Origin of the sequence: Mesorhizobium sp. M0152 (assembly GCF_040322415.1) — a bacterium.
Lineage (GTDB): Bacteria > Pseudomonadota > Alphaproteobacteria > Rhizobiales > Rhizobiaceae > Mesorhizobium.
In genome coordinates this window covers 161,566-177,542 of the sequence record NZ_JAMYTH010000002.1, presented here as the reverse complement: position 1 = coordinate 177,542, position 15,977 = coordinate 161,566, and the positions used below count along the sequence as shown (strand labels likewise).

The following is a 15,977-nucleotide window of genomic DNA, read 5'->3' as shown; positions in this document are numbered from 1 at the left end:
GGTGGCCTAAATTGTAACAATCCGGCCGTCTGCAACGGAGAACCCAAATGATAACCAAAACCGCGAAACCGAAGCCGAAGGCGAAGCCCAAGGTCGCGGCCGAAATGACGCTTCCGGCGATGCAAGCGGCGGTGGCCGATCTTCCGCCGACAATGTCGACACCAGACGAGATCAGGGCACGCCGGGAAGCGCGCAAAGCAAATCCCAAGCCGAAGGTCGAACCCAAAGCCAAGCCGGCTCCCAAGCCTGTCGAACCTGCGAAAGAGACGCCGCGCAACGATCACGAATTCACGCCGGCCAACCTGATCGCCTGGCGCGAAAAGCTTGGCCTATCGCAACGCGAGGCGGCCAAGGCGCTTGGAACCGCCCGGCAGTCCTATTCGAACTATGAGGCCGGCAAAGCCTCGATCCCGAAGTTCATCGGCCTCGCCTGCCAGGCGCTCGCCAGCAAGACCCGCTAATCCCCGCCTACCACGGAGAACGACCATGCTTTATTTCGCCTACGGCTCTAATCTCAACATCGACCAGATGGCCGCCCGCTGCCCTTGCGCACGGCCGGTCGGACCCTTTGACCTCGTCGACCATGAACTCGTCTTCCGAGGCGTCGCCGACATCGTCGCCAAGCCCGGCGCTCGCGTTGCCGGCGGCCTCTGGAGGATCACGGAAGAATGCGAAAAGGCGCTCGATCGATATGAGGGCGTGGCGAGCGAGCTATACCGGAAGGAATTCGTCACGGTTGAGGTCGACGGCTGCGAAGAACGCGCCCTCGTCTACATGATGAACCGGACAAGCGTCTTCCCGCCGTCGTCGGATTATCTGTCGACGATCGCCGAAGGCTTTCGCGACTTCGGCATAGCGATTGAGACGCTGAAGGATGCCGTCCTGCGCTCCGTCTCCGGAACGTGGGTCAGTCCCCGGTCGCCTCGCAAGAAAACTCGACCCGCTTCCAACTCGCCCCGCACAGCTTGCACCTAATCCGCGTCGTCTGGACGCCATCGCGCCGAAACCGCCAGAGCCGGGCGAGATCGGTCGGCGCGGTGGCGTCTGGACAGCGCGGGCAAAGGCTTGCGGCTTTCTCTTCATTCTGCATATCAGGCTCCCCGCCTATCCATTGCGGCACGCGCGCGGCGCGACGCTCGATTGCTGCCGAGGACATCACCGCGCGGCGGCCTGGGCGGCACCGGGAGAGCCGCCAGCGGGCTTTCCTGAAGCGCGTGGCCGGACATGGCCGCAAACGACACGGCAAGGCCGATCGCCGCCGCGACAAGCGCGCGACGCTGGAAACTGCTCTTGCCCATGTGATGACCTCGAAACTAAAAAGGCCGGCGCTCTCATTGGAGCCGCCGGCCTCTAGGCAAAACGTCGACCCCTCGACGTTTCGCGTCCCCTACCACGGAGAACTACCGGGAATATCCCGCCCTACATTTAGACCGATACCACAAGTCTTTTTGTCGTGGAAGGGCCTTTTCGCTTCCTTCGACAAAAATGTTTGTTAATTGCGTCGAGGCCGGCGGCGACCTTGGACGGGTCCGCTGGATCGAGATCGCGGATTAGGACATCGTAGAGGGCCGAGAACACGCCGACGCCAGCACGGTTCACGGCCCTGACGGCGCTGTTGTAGCGGCGGGAGATCGCGCTAGCCTCGTCATCCTCCAGATCGCGGCGTGTCTTGCCTGTCGCCTGCACGTAGCTGATCGCGGCAACGACGGCCGGGGGAATGTCAGCGACGCGCCGATAGGCTTGGAATAGCTCGCTGAAGTCCTGCCCGGCGTCGTGAAGTTTGAGGTCGATCGCGCCCGCGATCAGAAGGCGGCCGAGCGCATAGCCATAGCGGCGATCGTTGGCATGGCTGCGGCCCTTGCCGTTGCGCTTGTCACCGGGAAGCACCGCGCCGAAGTGGCGGCGGCGCTGGTCGAGTACGACATCGCAAGCCGTCTCGCGTTTCTGCTTTTCGTGGTGGGAACTCTTGATCTTGCCGTCGGGCCTACGCGGAACACCGAACTTGCGCTTCCTGCCTGCCATCGTATTCGCCTTTCCGTTGAGTGGTAGGAAAGGCAACCCCCTATAGATCGGCCCGCCGCGTCTTCTGGCGCGGTCGGGCCGGTAGTCTGTCCCGCCGCCTAGAACGGGATTTCGTCGTCAAGCTCACGCTGCGATTGCTGGCGCGACGTGCCGCCGCTTTGCTGTCCGTAGCCGCCGCCAGAACCGCCGCCGCGATTGTCGCTCCGGTTGCTACCGCCGAAGCCTTCCGAGCGCTCCCCGCCGTCGCCCTGGCCTCGCGCATCGAGCATTTGAAGCTCGCCACGGAAGTTCGCGAGAACGACCTCCGTCGTGTACTTGTCGTTCCCGGACTGGTCTTGCCATTTGCGCGTCTGGAGTTGGCCCTCCAGATAGACCTTCATCCCCTTTTTCAGGTATTGCTCCGCGACCTTGGCAAGGCCCTCATTGAAGATCACGACGCTATGCCATTCGGTCTTCTCCCGGCGCTCGCCGGATTGCTTGTCGCGCCAGCTTTCCGACGTGGCGATCCGAAGGCTGACAACCGGGCTTCCGCTGTTCAGCCGCCGAACCTCCGGGTCGGCCCCCAGGTTGCCGACGAGAATTACCTTGTTAACGCTGCCTGCCATTTCATTGATCTCCAGTGGCTTGATTGGGGAAGACGGTGCGGAGGCTTTCCGCGAACCGCAATGCCGCGAGGCCCATCGGGTCGCCGCGTTCGATTGCCGCCGCGACCTTGCGCTTCGAATGCAAGATCGTGGTGTGGTCCCGGCCGCCAGTCTGGCGACCGATCATGGGGAGCGACAGGTGCGGGCAAAACTCCGCTGCCGCCCATGTCACTATCTGGCGCGGCTCGACGAAGGTGCGCTCGCGCCGGTTCGAAAACAGAACGTCGCGGCGCATCTGAAAGAACAGACAGCCTTGCCGGACGATGTCCGTCACCAAGAGCCGGGCGACAACCGGGCGCAAGGCGTCGACCGTGGGCAAGGGAGGCTCGAATTGGTCGCCCGTATCGCTGGACACGACAAGGGCTTCGAAGGCTTCGTCGTCGTGACGCTTGCGCGCCAGTTCGTCCTTGATCCTGCGAACCTCCGCCGCGACAATGGCCGCCCTCTCGCGGCGCATAGTCTCCAGCCTCTCAATCCGCGCCGCCGTCTGTTCCTGCTTGCGGGCCTCGTCGCGGAGTTGTTCGTTCCGCACGTTGCGGAGCTTCGGCGCTCCGTAGAGCCGGAGCTTGACCGCCGCCGCCCGGCGAAACACTTCGTCCGCCGTTCGCGGCTCTCCGCCCTGGAACTGTTCTCGGTACACTCGATTTCTCCGTGGTAGAAAAATGGAACTTGGGACTGACAAGTCCCCACTCTTTGCATCGCTCAATCGCCTGTTCGACGGAGCGGACGATGCAATACTCAAACCCGGCCACCTCGATCTCCGCCTTGAAGGCGATTTGGGCGTCGCTCGCGGTCGTTTTGCCGGCCTTGATTTCCATGAAGAACGTCCGGCCCTCATGGAAGAAAACGAGATCGGAAAATCCGAACTTCATCCCCATTCGCTTCAGCTTCGCGAGATACTGCTTTAGCCGAATGCCTTGGTTGGGGACGTGGACCATAACCACGCCTGGCCGAAGCACGTCATTGAGGATCGAGACAATCCCAAGGTGCAACTCGTCTTCCGGGCGCTTCTGTTTGGGCTTTCCGCCGCGCACGGTGGCGCGGCGGATTTTGGTGTGGAGCGAGAGCCACTTCACCGGCTGTTCTCATGCAGCGGCGGCGTTCCGCCCGAAAGAGCGCGCTTCGTCCGCGCCTTCAGCGTGACGGCCAACACTACGAGCCGCCACGAGTATATTCCGATCAGTCGCATTCAAACCTTCCTCGATTAAGGCCGCCTCCGCCTCGACCAAGAGCGCCGCGCCCGCCGACCGGCATTCTTTCCGGTAGGCTTCAGCGATGAACAGGACGAGATCGTAGGCAATGGATTTCGGCGGACGGAAACGAAGGTTCCAAAGCAACTGGTAGGGGAGTTTGTGACGGTCTGACAGTCGCCGCATAGCATTGTCAGTGTCTCCCGTCCCTTCCGTCTCCAGTTTTACCATTTCCTTCGTCATCTTAGCCGCCTTGGCGATGTAGTCTTTCATAGATAACCTCCTGCTGTTTTAGCAAAGACATTTTTCATACTCGCAAGCGAAAACATGACACATTCGCTTTGTTCACGGAGTAGAAAGAAATGTCTTGGGAGCCTATCGGTATTGCGTTTACGCGTGTTGTTACCGACTTAGAGAAACGCCGCTTGGAGGCAGCGTCTTCCGCACCCTCAAAATCCGCGCAAACCCCGGCGCGGGTTATTCCATTCAAACCATGCCCAGGGCGGCCATATAGAGGTCGAGGATCGTTTCCTCTTCCTGCCGTTCAGCCTGATCTTTTTTCCGAAGAGCGATGATCTTGCGCATCGCCTTCGTGTCGAAGCCCGTCCCCTTGGCCTCGCTGAAGACTTCCTTGATGTCCTCGGCGATTGTGCCCTTTTCCTCTTCCAAGCGCTCGATACGCTCGATGAAGGCGCGAAGCTGGCCGGCGCCGACTGTTTGACTTGTCTCCGGAGAGGCTTGGCTCACGCGTTCATTTGTCGATAGTGATGCAACGTGCATTCTCAATTCACCTTTCAAGTGGTAGGAGTAGCGACTTTCGTCGAAGGCTCAACGAAAGCGGGCCGCAAGACAATCGCTGACTTTTGTCAGTTTGACAAGTGTTTTTGTCGGTTCAAGGCGAAAAAACAAATGGAGCTATGTAAGTGCCTGCACTGGAGACAGGGGTTTTGGAAACAATAGGTGAGCGCGTTCGGCGATGCCGAATAGCGGCGGGGATGAGCCAAAGAGCGCTGGCTGACGCGGCGGGAACGTCGCAACAGGTCATCCAGCACCTTGAGACGAAAGGAGGAAAGGGGTCGACGCACTTGGTTGCGATCGCGCAAGCGTTAGGCGTCTCGGCGGAATATTTGTGGAGCGGCGAGAATATTTCCTCTCCGCAACATTTACGTGAAAGCGGCGGTAGACTAATAGGCTTGTCAGGAACGGCCCCGGTGATCGGGACCGTTGGTGCTGGCTTATGGAGAGAAACCCAAGTGAACGCGGCGGCTTCGTTCGGTATAGAAATCCCCTATTTACCGACGAAATCAAACAACGGGATACCCCAGTACGGATTGCGGGTTGAAGGCAATTCGATGGACAAAGTGGTCCAGCCCGGCGAGTTTGTATCCATCTGTTTGATCGAAGATGGCGCACGCTTCTACACTGGCGACATAGTCGTCGTGGAGAAGTCTAAGAACGGATTATATGAGACAACGCTAAAGCGTCTTACGAAAATGACCGAAGACACTCTCGTCTTAGAGCCAGAGAGCAGTGACCCGGCCTTCACGCCGCTGATCATGAACAAGGGCGGCGACGCCGAAGTCAGGATCGTGGCAGTCGCAATCGGCAAATACGCGCCGTTCTAACCCGACAAAAATTTTTGTTGACATAGCTTTCTGACAAGGTAGTTTGTCGGGGTTCACGGAGAACGCCCACATGACCTACCACGTCGAAGCGATCTAAAGAGGCCGGCCTCCATCCCTGCGAGGCCGGCTTTTTTTCGTTGTGCGCGCTCTCCGTTCCTACCGCAAACGGAGAACCCAAATGAAACACAACCACGATGAATTCAAAGCGCGCCTCGCAATTGAAGCCGCGAAGCGCCTTATCGCCGACATGCGCGATCAGAACGGAGCCGACATTTTCGACGGCGACGAAGGCTTTCTTATCGACGCCATCGAAGGCGAAACCAGCCTGATCGATGTTATCAACGCTGCGCTCGCCTCCCGCGACGAAGATTTGATGCTGATCGCCGGCATCGAAACTCGCCAGGCTGATCTCGACGCGCGCAAGGCCCGGCTGAAGGCCACGGCGGAGCGCAAAAAGTCACTGATCGAGCGGGCCATGCTCGCGGCGGAGATCAAGACCCTTCCGCTGCCGATCGCCACGCTGTCGATCTCCAATCGCGCCCCTGGCCTTGTCGTGGTCGAGGAAAGCGAAATCCCGTCGTCCTATTTCTCGACACCGGAGCCGCCCGCGCCGAAGCTGGACAAGAAAGCGCTCTTGAACGCGCTGCGCGACCGCAAGGCCAAGCTCGACGCTGCGATCGAGGCGGCCAAGGCGATCGACGACGAAGCCGCCCGCAAGGCCGCGATCGAGGCCGCCGCGAAGGCGTTCCCGGCCATCGCCGGTGCCGATCTCGACAACGGCTCCGTCTCCCTCACGATCCGGGTGAAGTGACATGATGAACGCCGTCACGCATATCAACCAGAGCGCCGGCCTGTCGCCGACGCAAATCCGGCTGGTCAAGGATACAGTCGCCAAAGACTGCAACGACGTCGAATTCGACTTGTTCATGGAAGTTGCGCGGTCGATGCGGTTGAACCCGTTCCGCTCGCAAATCCTGCCGATGGTCTTCGGCAAAAAGGCGAAAGATCAATCCAAGCGCCGCATGTCCATCATTGTGTCGCGCGATGGCCTTCGCGTGATTGCCTCGCGGTGCCGCAACTATCGCCCGGCTTCCGAGCCAGCCGAGGTCGAATATGACGAAGCGCTGAAGGGTCCAGGCAACCCCAAGGGGATCGTCAAGGTTATCGTCAAGCTGCATCAACAGGATAACTCCGGAACGTGGTGGCCTGTCGTCGGCGAAGCCTATTGGGACGAATTCGCGCCGCTGAAGTTCGCACCGTCAGACTTCGAAGAGACTGGCGAGAGTTGGCCTAACGGCGACCCGATCAAGCGACCGAAGGATGGCGCAGTTCCGTCCGTTCTCGACGACGGCGGCAACTGGCCAAAAATGCCTTTCGTGATGATCACCAAATGCGCCGAGGCCCAAGCGCTCCGCGCCGGCTGGCCGGAAGAGTTCGGCGGCGTCTATGCCGAAGAGGAAATGGACCGCGCCCGCGTCATCGACACCATGTCGACCGCGAGCGAGGTCATGCATGAGGCGGAGCGCGTCGCTCGCGAAGAGCGCATCAACAAGACCCCGTCGCTCATGGTCTGCTTTAACGGCCAAACCGCCGCACTGGTCAGCGTTCCCGTCGATCAATTTGCCGACAAGGTTCTCGAATGGACGCGCGGTTGCGACGCCGAAACGATCGCGTCGTTTGTCGAGCGCAATCGGCATCCGCTCCGCGAGTTTTGGGCAAAGTCGCCGACCGATGCTCTCGCCCTGAAGAAAGAGCTTGAAGCAAAGGTCGCCGGCAAATGATCGAACTGTCCGACGACGTGAAGGCGCGGCTCCGCGCCTTCAACGAAACTCCGCGCGCCGACAGGTGGAAGCAACCGAAGGCTGTCCGCGCCGCCCTGATCGATGATCTCGCCAGGCACGACTATTCGGCGGCCGACATGGGAGCGATCTTCGGTTGCACGCGCAACGCCGTGATCGGCTTTGCCGACCGGCAGGGCGTGAAGCTTGGCGGACACGTCAAGCATTCTATACGCTCGACCAAACGCGCACGGCCTACAACTAGGCCACTTGTTCCCGCGCCGGATGAATTGGTGACGCCGACACACAAGCCGCCACCCCGGCCGAAGAGAGCGCCGAAGTCGACGATCGAGAAGACAGCGAGGGCGCCAGCGCCGATCGTCAAGCCGAACGCCGTCTTGACGTTCAAGCCTCGCCCGTCCCCGGTCCATATTCTCGCCGCCGACTACAGGCATTGCCGCTTCCCGCTTTGGAGCGACGAGCGCACGCCGACGGTCGCCGAAATGTTCTTCTGCGGTCGGGAGAAGGAGGACATTCTGAAGCCGTATTGCGCGCAATGCGCCGGCTCCGGCCTGTCCTATATCGCCCCGGAACGGAGGCGCGCGGCATGATGAAAAAAGCCGACGACAAGCCGTTCGCGATGCTCCGCCGGGTTCCGGCGGGCTTCGTCCCTCTCACGGCATACGATCATGAAATGGTCGACCGCGTGCCGATGTTTGCGGACGTGCGCGCCAACATCACTATGCCGCGCTCGCTCCCTCGCCATCGGTTCTATTGGGTGCTGCTTGGCATCGTCGCGGAGAACCAAGACCGCTGGCGCACGGCGGAAGACCTTCACACCGCGATCAAGGTCAAGCTTGGCTACATCGAAGACTTCCACCTTATCGACGGAAGCCTCTTGATCCGGCCGCGATCGACCAACTTCGACAGCATGGATGAACTGGAGTTTCGCGAATATCTCGACGCTGCGCTTCAGGTCATTTGCACCGAAATCATTCCCGGCCTCGACATCAAAGCCTTGAAGGCCGAGGGCGAGCGCAAGACAGGCAAGCCTCGACATGACCGCTACCTTTCGCACGCTTGACATTGAGACTTCGGGCCTCGACCCGAAGGAACATGAAATCCTGCAAATCGGCTGGCGCGACAGCGTCCAGCCGGAGGCCGGGCCGATCTCGATCGGGCCTTGGTATGACGAAACCTTCGTGAAGAACACGAAGCCGATCCCGATCGAGGCGAGCGCAATTCACCATATCGTCGAGAGCGATCTCGCGGTTGCGCCGCCTCGCTCCCTCGTCGTCGAGCGCATCAAGCGGGCGAGCCTCTACGTCGCCCACAACGCCGATTTTGAAGCGAGCTTCCTTCCGGAGCTTCAGCCGTGGGTTTGCACCTACAAGACCGCTCTACGCCTCGTCCCCGACGCGGCAAAGCACAGTAACCAGTATCTCCGATACCACTTCGGCGTCGCCGTGACCCGCGACGAGCGCGAGAGCCTGTTTCCGCACCGCTCCGGCCCGGATGCCTATGTCACGGCTCCGATCTTCCTCCAGCTATTGAAGCTCGCTCCCCTGGACGAATTGCTTCGGATTTCAGCGCTCCCGGCCCTGTTCAAAAAGTTCGGGTTCGGCAAGCACAAAGGCCAGCCGATTGCCGTGGTGCCGCTCGACTATTTCGACTGGATCAAGGGCGAAGGAACGTTCGACGACGGCGTTCTCCACTCGATCGCCGTCGAGCGCGCCCGGCGGCTCGACGGCGACCACGAAACCTACTTCGGCCTCGCGTGCATTGTTCTGGAGGCTTCCGAGAGCCGGGCGATGATGGTCGATTGGTGGAAGGCCGAAGCCGTCAACCGGGCGAAGCATTACGTCGTTGAGGGAACGCCGCTTTATGCACGCTTGGTCGAGCGGTGCGCCGCCAAGACCGCCACGTTCGTTTCCGAGGCCGCGTGATGTCTGTAGCGCCACGCGAACCCGAAGCCGCCCCACCGGCCGGCTACCGGCCGAAGATCAGCGTTAAGACGACGCTGGAGGCTTGCCTTGTGCAGGCACGTTGCCCGGACTGCGGCGAGAGGCTTGGCTCCCTCGACAATATCCACCGCGACCACGTCCCGCCGCTCCAGCTGCGGGCCTGGGACGCGGAGGCCGGCGACACAATCCCGGGGGCCAATGATCCGAAGCATATTGTCATCCGCCACCGCGATTGCCACGTCGGCAAGACCTCCGGCGGCAAGACGAAGGCCAAGGCGCAAGGCGACGTGACGGAGATTTACCGCGCGCGTCGTCTCGCCAAGGAACAAGCCGCCTTCCGAGCGCGAATGCTCGCCACCGCCACCGAAGAGGAGCCGACCGACCCGCCGCCGAAAAAGAGATCGAACTTCGCTTCCCGACCATTCCCTAAGCGCCCTACCACGCTGAAACGGAGAGACAGATGATCAAGACCAAGATTGAATTCATATGCCGGCGAGACGCCGCCAAGCGCGCCAAGGTCGACCCGCAACTGATCGACTATTGGGCCAAAAAGCATCCCGACCTTCTGAAGCATTACGGCGAGGATGGCCGCATGTATGTCGCGGCCAAGGCTCTCGACAGCATCATCGCCCTCCGCGCGGCGCTGAAGGGGCTGGCCAAGGCAAAGGCGGTGATGTCGTGAACGCAAGAGCCGTTTGCTTATTCGACAAAGACGCCCCGATCCGGCTTGACACCGCAATTAAGATCGCGTTTCCCGATAGGACGATGACGGTCAAGGGGCTTCGAAAAGAGCGCGACCGGGGTCGCCTTACCACAGAAATGATCGCCAACAAGGAATATACCACCCTGGAGGCGATCGAGCGCATGAGAGAACTATGTCGCGTCCAACCAAAGGTGCCCGCCTCGTCTGGCGAGACGAATACCGGAAAAAAGACGGCTCGCCCATGCACAGCGCCGGCTGGTATATCGAAGATGGCGGACGACGATATCGCACTGGCTGCGCTCGATCTGACATTGGACAGGCTGAAAAACTACTCGCGGCCCATATCGCATCGAAGCACGCGCCAGCGCGCCAGCGCAACCGTGACCCGGATCAAGTAAAGGTTCACGACGTTCTAAGCGTCTACGCCGCCGAGGTAGCGGCCGACCATGCGAGGCCGGCCGAGACAGCGGCCCGCCTGAAGGCGATCTCGAAATTCTTCGGTCGCTTTTCGCTGGCGGATATCAATGGCAAGCTTTGCCGCGACTACGTCGAACAAGCATCGTCGCCAGCGGCGGCCCGACGCCAGCTAGAAGACCTTCGCGCCGCCCTGAAACACTATTACAACGAAGGCTTCGTCAACGCGGTCCCGGCCGTCGTGCTTCCGGAGAAGAGCGAGAGCCGCCAGCGCTGGCTTACGCGGCAAGAGGCCGCCCGCCTGGTGCGCGCCGCGTGGCGGATGCGCCAGACATGGAAAGGCATCGCCAGCGACCGCTACACCGGCCGCCACGTCGCGCGGTTCATCTTGACGGCCGTCTACACCGGCACGCGGTCGGGCGCGATCTGTGACGCTGCAATCCGGCCGACAGAGGGCCGCGCTTATGTCGACCTCGAACGCGGCGTCTTTTTTCGACGCGCCGACGGCGAGCGCGAGACAAAGAAACGACAGCCGCCGGTGAGGCTCCCCGACCGCCTGCTCGCCCATATGCGCCGTTGGGCGCGGACGCCGATCTTCCTGAAGTATGAGCGCCGACAGAAGAGCCTCAACATCGGGCGCATGATCTCGCACGACTACGTGGTCGAATGGGAGGGCGCACCTATCGGCTCCATCCGCAAGGCGTTTAAGTCCGCGTGCGAGGCGGCCGGACTTGGCTGGTATGACGACGACGGCCAGTTCCAAACCGACGTGACGCCCCATATCCTTCGGCACACCGCCGCGACGTGGTTGATGCAGAACGGAACCGACCTCTCCCTCGCGGCCGACTACCTTGGCATGACGGAGGCGGTTCTCCGTTCGACGTACTATCACCATCATCCGGACTTCCAGGCCGAGGCGGCCGAGCGGATCACGGCCAAGGCTCCGGCGCTGAAGGTGAAAAGCAACGTTGTTCGGATGCGTTAGAACGCGACTAGAACACCTACCTTTTACCTACCTGAAACCTACCTGAAACCCCGGAATAAATGCGGAACAAGCGGGCCGGGAGGCAACAAAAAAGCCCGGAAATCCGGGCTTTTCTTGGCAAGACGCCTTGTTCGGGACGAGGGGGTCGCAGGTTCAAATCCTGCCACTCCGACCAGAAAAAACAATATGTTAGCGCATCCCGACTTTGGCGCCCCACCTGATATCCCACCTGAAACTTGGCGCCATGAGCGGCTGCCTCCTAAAAAGTTCCGTGAATTCCTCCAGGCGATGTCTTCGATGTCCCGAAGTCCGCCTTCATCAAATCCGATGCGAGCCGGCGACTTGATTGCGGTCTCCATGATTGGGGTTGAATCAGCCCTATGCGTTGGCCTTTAGATCTCCGTTCCAGCGACAAAGTGATCGCAACAATGGTTTGAGCCAATGGCTGATGATCGGTAGGGCATTTTGACGAGACAGACCCCTGCGCTACCTCAATAATGGGATCACGGCTGACGAAGCAGTGCCAGAGAGGTTGCGGATATGAATGTTATTTCGAACTCGGGCCTGTCGTCCTCCGTGGTACTCGCTTTGTTTCTTGCCGCCGGCTGTTCGTCGATCGGCCGAACCGTCGATCCGTCCAAATATGAAAGCATGAGCTGTACCGAGCTCAACAGCGCGCTGGGAGACACCGCCCGCAATATCTCGCAGACCGCAATCACCCGCGGCAAAGTCGCGAACACCAGCGTTCCACGCTGGTTGCTGGGCGGCTCGCGCGTGAAGGCGGCGATCGCCAACCGTGAAACGGCTGGCATCGACCGGCTGAAGCAGCAGCAACAGGCCATCGTCGCGGTGCGGGCGCGCAAGTGCCCCAGGTCAGCGGACTAGCGGACAGTGTGGTCCTGAAGAATTTGCATCATCTCGCGGTGACTGCCCTCAGGCGCTCAAACGGAACCGCGTGACGTCGATCGCGGCATTCATGAGCGTCTGCGTATAGGCAGCCTGCGGGTTGCTGAAGATGGCCTCGGTCGGCCCCTCCTCGACGATCTTGCCCTGCTTCATGACGATGATGTAGTCGGCCATGGCGCGCACGACGGCAAGGTCGTGGCTGATGAAGAGGTAGGACAGTTCGTGGTCAGCCTGCAGCTTGCGCAGCAATTCGACGATCTGTTTCTGCACCGAGCGGTCGAGCGCCGAGGTCGGCTCGTCCAGTACCACCAGCTTTGGTTTCAGGATCATGGCGCGGGCAATGGCGATGCGTTGCCGTTGCCCGCCGGAGAATTCATGCGGGTAGCGGTTGCGGGCGTTGGGATCGAGACCGACTTCCCGCAAGGCCTCGACCGCGCGCTGGTCGCGCTGCTTGCCCGACAGGTGCGGCTCGTGCACCAGCAGCCCTTCGGTGATGACCTGGCCCACAGTCATGCGCGGGGACAGCGAACCGAACGGATCCTGGAAGACGAGCTGCATCTCGCGCCGCAGCGGCCGCATCGCCTGCCGGTCGGCCTGCGAAATGTCGCGGTCGCCGAAGCGGATGAGGCCATCGCTGGGCAGCAGCCGCAGCAAGGCGCGGCCGAGCGTGGATTTGCCCGAGCCGGATTCGCCGACGATGCCGATGGTCTGGTTGCGTTGCAGCCGGATGGAAATGTGATCGACCGCACGCAGCATCAGCGGCTCGCCACCGAGAAAACCGCCGCCGATCCTGAATGTCACTTCGACATTCCTGCCTTCGAGCACCACGGGAGCGGCGGCAGGCGGCGGCGCCTTGCTGCCGGTCGGCTCGGCCGCCAGCAGCATCTTGGTATAGGCATGCTGCGGATCGACGAAGATCGCTTCAGCGTCGCCCTCCTCCACCACCTCGCCCTGGCGCATCACATAGACCCGATCCGCGAAGCGGCGGACGATGCCGAGGTCGTGGGTGATGAAGACGATCGCCATGCCGAGCTTGCGCTGCAGCTCGGCAAGCAGCACCAGGATCTGCGCCTGGATGGTCACGTCGAGCGCCGTCGTCGGCTCATCGGCGATCAATATGTCGGGATCGTTGGCAAGTGCCATGGCGATCATCACGCGCTGGCGCTGGCCGCCGGACATTTCGTGCGGATAGGATTTCATCCGCCGTTCCGGATCTGGAATATGCACAAGCCGCAAAAGCTTGAGCGCCTCTTCGCGCGCTTCGGCGGCCCTCAAGCCGCGATGCCGGCGGATCGGTTCGATCAGCTGGTTGCCGATCGAATAGAGCGGATCGAGCGAGGTCATCGGCTCCTGGAAGATCATGCTGATCTTGCGGCCGCGGACCTGGTTCAGCTCGGCTTTGCTCAGCGTCAGAAGGTTGCGGCCGCGATAGTCGACACTGCCTGACGCTTCGCCATTGGACGCCAGCAGGCTCATCGCCGCCATCATCGTCTGGCTCTTGCCGGATCCGGATTCGCCGACCACGGCAACGGTTTCGCCCGCATTGACGTGGATGTTGATGCCTTTCACCGCCTCGACCGCACCGTCGAGCGTGCGAAAGCGGACGCGCAGGTCCTTGACGCTGAGGATCGTTTCGGAAGCAGCCATTTCAGCGGTCCCCACTTTTATCGATCTCTAGGGTCGAGCGCGTCGCGCAGGCCGTCGCCGACGAAATTCAGGGCGAACAGCGTCGAGACGAGGAAGAAGGCGGGAAACAGCAGCAACCAGTTGGCCGTTCCAATATTCTTGGCGCCGACCGAGATCAGCACGCCCCAGCTGGTCATCGGCTCCTGGATGCCCAGCCCAAGGAACGACAAGAAGCTTTCCAGGATGATGACCTGCGGCACCAGCAGCGTCATGTAGATGACGACCGGACCGAGCAGATTGGGAATGACGTGGCGCAGCAGGATGCCACGCTGGCCAACGCCCATGGCTTCCGCCGCCTGGACATATTCTTGGCGACGGATCGACAGCGCCTGGCCGCGCACGATGCGCGCCATATCGAGCCACAGCACGGCGCCGACCGCCAGGAACATCAGCACGAAGTTGCGGCCGAAGAACACCACCAGCATGATGACGAAGAAGATGAAGGGCAAGGAATAGAGCACATCGACGATGCGCATCATCACCTCATCGACCTTGCCGCCGGCAAAGCCGGCAGCCGCGCCATAGATCACCCCGATAACCACCGCCACGACACCCGCAAGCAGGCCGATGGCCAGAGATATGCGCCCGGCCATCAGCGTGCGCGACAGCAGATCACGGCCGGTGTTGTCGGTGCCGAACAGGAAATATTGCTGCTTGATCGATGCGCTCATCGTCACTTCAAGTCCGTCGGGCGATTTGCTCTCGATCCTGGTCCCGTCAAAGGCATCGGAACGGTCGAGGTAGCGGATGTTGCGATCGTCGATCGGCTTGGTCGACTTGACGGTAACGAAAACCTTACTGCCTTCCTGCCGCCATTCCTTGATGTCGACCCGCATGCGCCTGATCGCTTCGCTAAGCGCCGTCTCGATCATCTCGGCCTTCGGATAGGCCGACAGGCTTGGCGGCATGCGCACGTAATCGGCGTAGATCGTGGTGTATTGATGCGGCACGAACGAGGGTCCGAATACACTGATTAACGCAATCGCGGCGAGATAATAGAGGCTGAACATGGCGGCGCGATTGGCCTTGAGGCGCGCCCAGGCATCGCCCCAGAGCGAGCGGCCGATGACAGCGGGAGCGGTGGCTGCGATATCAGTCATAGCGCACCCTCGGATCGACGACCGCGTACATGACATCGACGATCAGGTTGAAGACGATGGTGAAGATGGCGATCACCACCACCGTGCCCATCACCAGCGTATAGTCGCGGTTGAGCGCGGCATCGACGAAATAGCGGCCGACGCCCGGGATGGAGAAGATCGTCTCGACGATGACCGAGCCGGTCAGCAGTGCCGCGGCTGCCGGGCCGGTGAAAGAGACGATCGGCAGGATGGCGCCGCGCAAGGCGTGCTTGACGACCACCGACCAGTCGGAGAGGCCGAGCGCGCGTGCCGTGCGTATATGATGGGATCGCAGGGATTCGATCATCGAGCCACGCATCAGCCGGGCGACGATGGCGATCTGCGGCAGAGCAAGCGTCAAAACCGGGCCGACCTTGTTGATAAAGGCGCCGTCGCCCCATCCACCGATCGGCAAAAGCTTCCAGGTCAGCCCGAACAGGAGCTGGATCACCGGGGCGATGACGAAGGTTGGGATGGTGCTGCCGGCGGTCGCCAGCGCAATCACCGTGTAGTCGCCAAGCTTGTTCTGGTTGAGCGCGGCAATGGTGCCGAGCATGGAGCCGAGGAGCAGTGCCAGGATCAGCGCCGAGGCACCGAGCTGGACCGAAATGGGCAGGCCCTTGGCGAACAGTTCGGTGACGGTGAAATCCGGCATGTTGTAGCTCGGCCCGAAATTGCCGCGCAGCAGATTGCCGAGATAATGGACAAATTGCAGCCAGAGCGGATCGTTGAGGCCAAACTGGGCTTCGAGGTTGGCCTTGATCTCGGGGCTTAGCCCTCGCTCCTGGTTGAACGGGCCGCCTGGCGCGACACGCATCAGGAAGAACGCCATCGTCAAGATGACGAAAAGCGTCGGGATGGCGGTCAAAAGCCGCCGGAATACGTATCGCAGCATCGGTGCCCCGCTTGATCCAGAGCAACGCGCGTCCAGCTGGACGA

22 protein-coding genes are annotated in these 15,977 nt (G+C 61.2%); 13 read left to right on the top strand and 9 right to left on the bottom strand.

The window, feature by feature from the left end; genetic code table 11:
* Positions 1 to 47: 47 nt before the first annotated feature.
* Complete coding sequence (locus tag NKJ26_RS03005; protein WP_352693541.1) at positions 48 to 461, top strand: helix-turn-helix domain-containing protein; 414 nt, start codon at positions 48 to 50, stop codon at positions 459 to 461.
* Positions 462 to 486: 25 nt separating this feature from the next.
* Positions 487 to 975 carry a gamma-glutamylcyclotransferase family protein gene (locus NKJ26_RS03000; RefSeq protein WP_352693539.1) on the top strand — a complete coding sequence of 163 codons (489 nt, stop codon included), beginning with the start codon at positions 487 to 489 and terminating at the stop codon, positions 973 to 975.
* Between the two features lie 116 nt (positions 976 to 1,091).
* On the opposite strand, the gene NKJ26_RS02995 is transcribed toward NKJ26_RS03000, so the two are convergent.
* The 4 genes from NKJ26_RS02995 to NKJ26_RS02980 form a co-directional block, all read right to left on the bottom strand.
* Positions 1,092 to 1,298 (bottom strand): hypothetical protein, encoded by a 207-nt coding sequence (locus NKJ26_RS02995; protein WP_352693537.1) that lies wholly within the window; start codon positions 1,296 to 1,298, stop codon positions 1,092 to 1,094.
* A gap of 127 nt (positions 1,299 to 1,425) precedes the next feature.
* The gene (locus NKJ26_RS02990; protein ID WP_352693535.1) at positions 1,426 to 2,022 is read right to left on the bottom strand and encodes a hypothetical protein; all 597 of its coding nucleotides are present in this window, start codon (positions 2,020 to 2,022) and stop codon (positions 1,426 to 1,428) included.
* 98 nt (positions 2,023 to 2,120) lie between these two features.
* Positions 2,121 to 2,627, bottom strand: a complete 507-nt coding sequence (ssb, locus tag NKJ26_RS02985; RefSeq protein WP_352693533.1) for a single-stranded DNA-binding protein — start codon at positions 2,625 to 2,627, stop codon at positions 2,121 to 2,123.
* 1 nt (position 2,628) lies between these two features.
* Positions 2,629 to 3,306: a helix-turn-helix domain-containing protein gene (locus NKJ26_RS02980; protein WP_352693531.1), complete on the bottom strand. Its 678-nt coding sequence runs from the start codon at positions 3,304 to 3,306 to the stop codon at positions 2,629 to 2,631.
* 22 nt (positions 3,307 to 3,328) lie between these two features.
* On the opposite strand from NKJ26_RS02980, the gene NKJ26_RS02975 reads away from it, so the two are divergent.
* Entirely contained in the window at positions 3,329 to 3,574 is a 246-nt protein-coding gene (locus NKJ26_RS02975; protein WP_352693529.1) for a hypothetical protein, read from the top strand.
* Between the two features lie 177 nt (positions 3,575 to 3,751).
* Here NKJ26_RS02975 and NKJ26_RS02970 read toward each other — a convergent pair whose 3' ends face one another.
* Complete coding sequence (locus tag NKJ26_RS02970) at positions 3,752 to 4,129, bottom strand: hypothetical protein (protein WP_352693527.1); 378 nt, start codon at positions 4,127 to 4,129, stop codon at positions 3,752 to 3,754.
* Positions 4,130 to 4,342: 213 nt separating this feature from the next.
* Positions 4,343 to 4,636 carry a DUF2312 domain-containing protein gene (locus tag NKJ26_RS02965; RefSeq protein WP_352693845.1) on the bottom strand — a complete coding sequence of 98 codons (294 nt, stop codon included), beginning with the start codon at positions 4,634 to 4,636 and terminating at the stop codon, positions 4,343 to 4,345.
* Between the two features lie 143 nt (positions 4,637 to 4,779).
* Between NKJ26_RS02965 and NKJ26_RS02960 the strand changes: the two genes are divergently transcribed.
* From NKJ26_RS02960 to NKJ26_RS02915, 10 genes are all read left to right on the top strand, one after another.
* Positions 4,780 to 5,481, top strand: a complete 702-nt coding sequence (locus NKJ26_RS02960; protein WP_352693525.1) for a LexA family protein — start codon at positions 4,780 to 4,782, stop codon at positions 5,479 to 5,481.
* Between the two features lie 178 nt (positions 5,482 to 5,659).
* Entirely contained in the window at positions 5,660 to 6,292 is a 633-nt protein-coding gene (locus tag NKJ26_RS02955) for a siphovirus Gp157 family protein (protein ID WP_352693523.1), read from the top strand.
* Between the two features lies 1 nt (position 6,293).
* Complete coding sequence (bet, locus tag NKJ26_RS02950) at positions 6,294 to 7,262, top strand: phage recombination protein Bet (RefSeq protein ID WP_352693521.1); 969 nt, start codon at positions 6,294 to 6,296, stop codon at positions 7,260 to 7,262.
* Positions 7,259 to 7,870: a GcrA family cell cycle regulator gene (locus NKJ26_RS02945; protein ID WP_352693519.1), complete on the top strand. Its 612-nt coding sequence runs from the start codon at positions 7,259 to 7,261 to the stop codon at positions 7,868 to 7,870. Before bet ends, NKJ26_RS02945 begins: the two co-directional genes overlap by 4 nt.
* Positions 7,867 to 8,343: a hypothetical protein gene (locus NKJ26_RS02940; protein WP_352693517.1), complete on the top strand. Its 477-nt coding sequence runs from the start codon at positions 7,867 to 7,869 to the stop codon at positions 8,341 to 8,343. Before NKJ26_RS02945 ends, NKJ26_RS02940 begins: the two co-directional genes overlap by 4 nt.
* Positions 8,318 to 9,205 (top strand): exonuclease domain-containing protein, encoded by an 888-nt coding sequence (locus NKJ26_RS02935; RefSeq protein ID WP_352693515.1) that lies wholly within the window; start codon positions 8,318 to 8,320, stop codon positions 9,203 to 9,205. Before NKJ26_RS02940 ends, NKJ26_RS02935 begins: the two co-directional genes overlap by 26 nt.
* Positions 9,205 to 9,687 carry a hypothetical protein gene (locus tag NKJ26_RS02930; protein ID WP_352693513.1) on the top strand — a complete coding sequence of 161 codons (483 nt, stop codon included), beginning with the start codon at positions 9,205 to 9,207 and terminating at the stop codon, positions 9,685 to 9,687. Before NKJ26_RS02935 ends, NKJ26_RS02930 begins: the two co-directional genes overlap by 1 nt.
* Positions 9,684 to 9,905, top strand: coding sequence for a hypothetical protein (locus NKJ26_RS02925; protein WP_352693511.1), 222 nt, complete (start codon positions 9,684 to 9,686; stop codon positions 9,903 to 9,905). The genes NKJ26_RS02930 and NKJ26_RS02925 overlap by 4 nt, the downstream gene beginning before the upstream one ends.
* A 262-nt stretch (positions 9,906 to 10,167) precedes the next feature.
* A complete protein-coding gene (locus NKJ26_RS02920) occupies positions 10,168 to 11,325 on the top strand; it encodes a tyrosine-type recombinase/integrase (RefSeq protein WP_352693510.1) in 1,158 nt (385 codons plus the stop codon).
* A 588-nt stretch (positions 11,326 to 11,913) separates the two neighbouring features.
* Positions 11,914 to 12,210 carry a hypothetical protein gene (locus NKJ26_RS02915; RefSeq protein WP_352693508.1) on the top strand — a complete coding sequence of 99 codons (297 nt, stop codon included), beginning with the start codon at positions 11,914 to 11,916 and terminating at the stop codon, positions 12,208 to 12,210.
* Between the two features lie 48 nt (positions 12,211 to 12,258).
* Here the strand turns inward: NKJ26_RS02915 and NKJ26_RS02910 are convergent, their stop codons facing one another.
* Genes NKJ26_RS02910 through NKJ26_RS02900 form a run of 3 tightly spaced genes read right to left on the bottom strand, consistent with a single transcriptional unit; the run spans position 12,259 to position 15,933 of the window.
* Positions 12,259 to 13,878, bottom strand: coding sequence for an ABC transporter ATP-binding protein (locus tag NKJ26_RS02910; RefSeq protein ID WP_352693506.1), 1,620 nt, complete (start codon positions 13,876 to 13,878; stop codon positions 12,259 to 12,261).
* A 17-nt stretch (positions 13,879 to 13,895) separates the two neighbouring features.
* Positions 13,896 to 15,017: an ABC transporter permease gene (locus tag NKJ26_RS02905; protein WP_352693504.1), complete on the bottom strand. Its 1,122-nt coding sequence runs from the start codon at positions 15,015 to 15,017 to the stop codon at positions 13,896 to 13,898.
* Complete coding sequence (locus NKJ26_RS02900) at positions 15,010 to 15,933, bottom strand: ABC transporter permease subunit (protein WP_352693503.1); 924 nt, start codon at positions 15,931 to 15,933, stop codon at positions 15,010 to 15,012. The genes NKJ26_RS02905 and NKJ26_RS02900 overlap by 8 nt, the downstream gene beginning before the upstream one ends.
* Positions 15,934 to 15,977: the final 44 nt, after the last annotated feature.

Excerpts from the sequence above, each read along its gene's own strand:
- NKJ26_RS02905 (WP_352693504.1), bottom strand. The coding sequence starts at position 15,017 with ATGACTGATATCGCAGCCACCGCTCCCGCTGTCATCGGCCGCTCGCTC.
- NKJ26_RS02990 (WP_352693535.1), bottom strand. The coding sequence starts at position 2,022 with ATGGCAGGCAGGAAGCGCAAGTTCGGTGTTCCGCGTAGGCCCGACGGC.
- bet (WP_352693521.1), top strand. The coding sequence starts at position 6,294 with ATGATGAACGCCGTCACGCATATCAACCAGAGCGCCGGCCTGTCGCCG.
- NKJ26_RS02930 (WP_352693513.1), top strand. The coding sequence starts at position 9,205 with ATGTCTGTAGCGCCACGCGAACCCGAAGCCGCCCCACCGGCCGGCTAC.
- NKJ26_RS02925 (WP_352693511.1), top strand. The coding sequence starts at position 9,684 with ATGATCAAGACCAAGATTGAATTCATATGCCGGCGAGACGCCGCCAAG.
- NKJ26_RS02995 (WP_352693537.1), bottom strand. The coding sequence starts at position 1,298 with ATGGGCAAGAGCAGTTTCCAGCGTCGCGCGCTTGTCGCGGCGGCGATC.
- NKJ26_RS02900 (WP_352693503.1), bottom strand. The coding sequence starts at position 15,933 with ATGCTGCGATACGTATTCCGGCGGCTTTTGACCGCCATCCCGACGCTT.
- NKJ26_RS03000 (WP_352693539.1), top strand. The coding sequence starts at position 487 with ATGCTTTATTTCGCCTACGGCTCTAATCTCAACATCGACCAGATGGCC.
- NKJ26_RS02945 (WP_352693519.1), top strand. The coding sequence starts at position 7,259 with ATGATCGAACTGTCCGACGACGTGAAGGCGCGGCTCCGCGCCTTCAAC.
- NKJ26_RS02975 (WP_352693529.1), top strand. The coding sequence starts at position 3,329 with ATGGAACTTGGGACTGACAAGTCCCCACTCTTTGCATCGCTCAATCGC.
- NKJ26_RS02920 (WP_352693510.1), top strand. The coding sequence starts at position 10,168 with ATGCACAGCGCCGGCTGGTATATCGAAGATGGCGGACGACGATATCGC.
- NKJ26_RS02955 (WP_352693523.1), top strand. The coding sequence starts at position 5,660 with ATGAAACACAACCACGATGAATTCAAAGCGCGCCTCGCAATTGAAGCC.
- ssb (WP_352693533.1), bottom strand. The coding sequence starts at position 2,627 with ATGGCAGGCAGCGTTAACAAGGTAATTCTCGTCGGCAACCTGGGGGCC.
- NKJ26_RS02940 (WP_352693517.1), top strand. The coding sequence starts at position 7,867 with ATGATGAAAAAAGCCGACGACAAGCCGTTCGCGATGCTCCGCCGGGTT.
- NKJ26_RS03005 (WP_352693541.1), top strand. The coding sequence starts at position 48 with ATGATAACCAAAACCGCGAAACCGAAGCCGAAGGCGAAGCCCAAGGTC.
- NKJ26_RS02935 (WP_352693515.1), top strand. The coding sequence starts at position 8,318 with ATGACCGCTACCTTTCGCACGCTTGACATTGAGACTTCGGGCCTCGAC.
- NKJ26_RS02970 (WP_352693527.1), bottom strand. The coding sequence starts at position 4,129 with ATGAAAGACTACATCGCCAAGGCGGCTAAGATGACGAAGGAAATGGTA.
- NKJ26_RS02965 (WP_352693845.1), bottom strand. The coding sequence starts at position 4,636 with ATGCACGTTGCATCACTATCGACAAATGAACGCGTGAGCCAAGCCTCT.
- NKJ26_RS02910 (WP_352693506.1), bottom strand. The coding sequence starts at position 13,878 with ATGGCTGCTTCCGAAACGATCCTCAGCGTCAAGGACCTGCGCGTCCGC.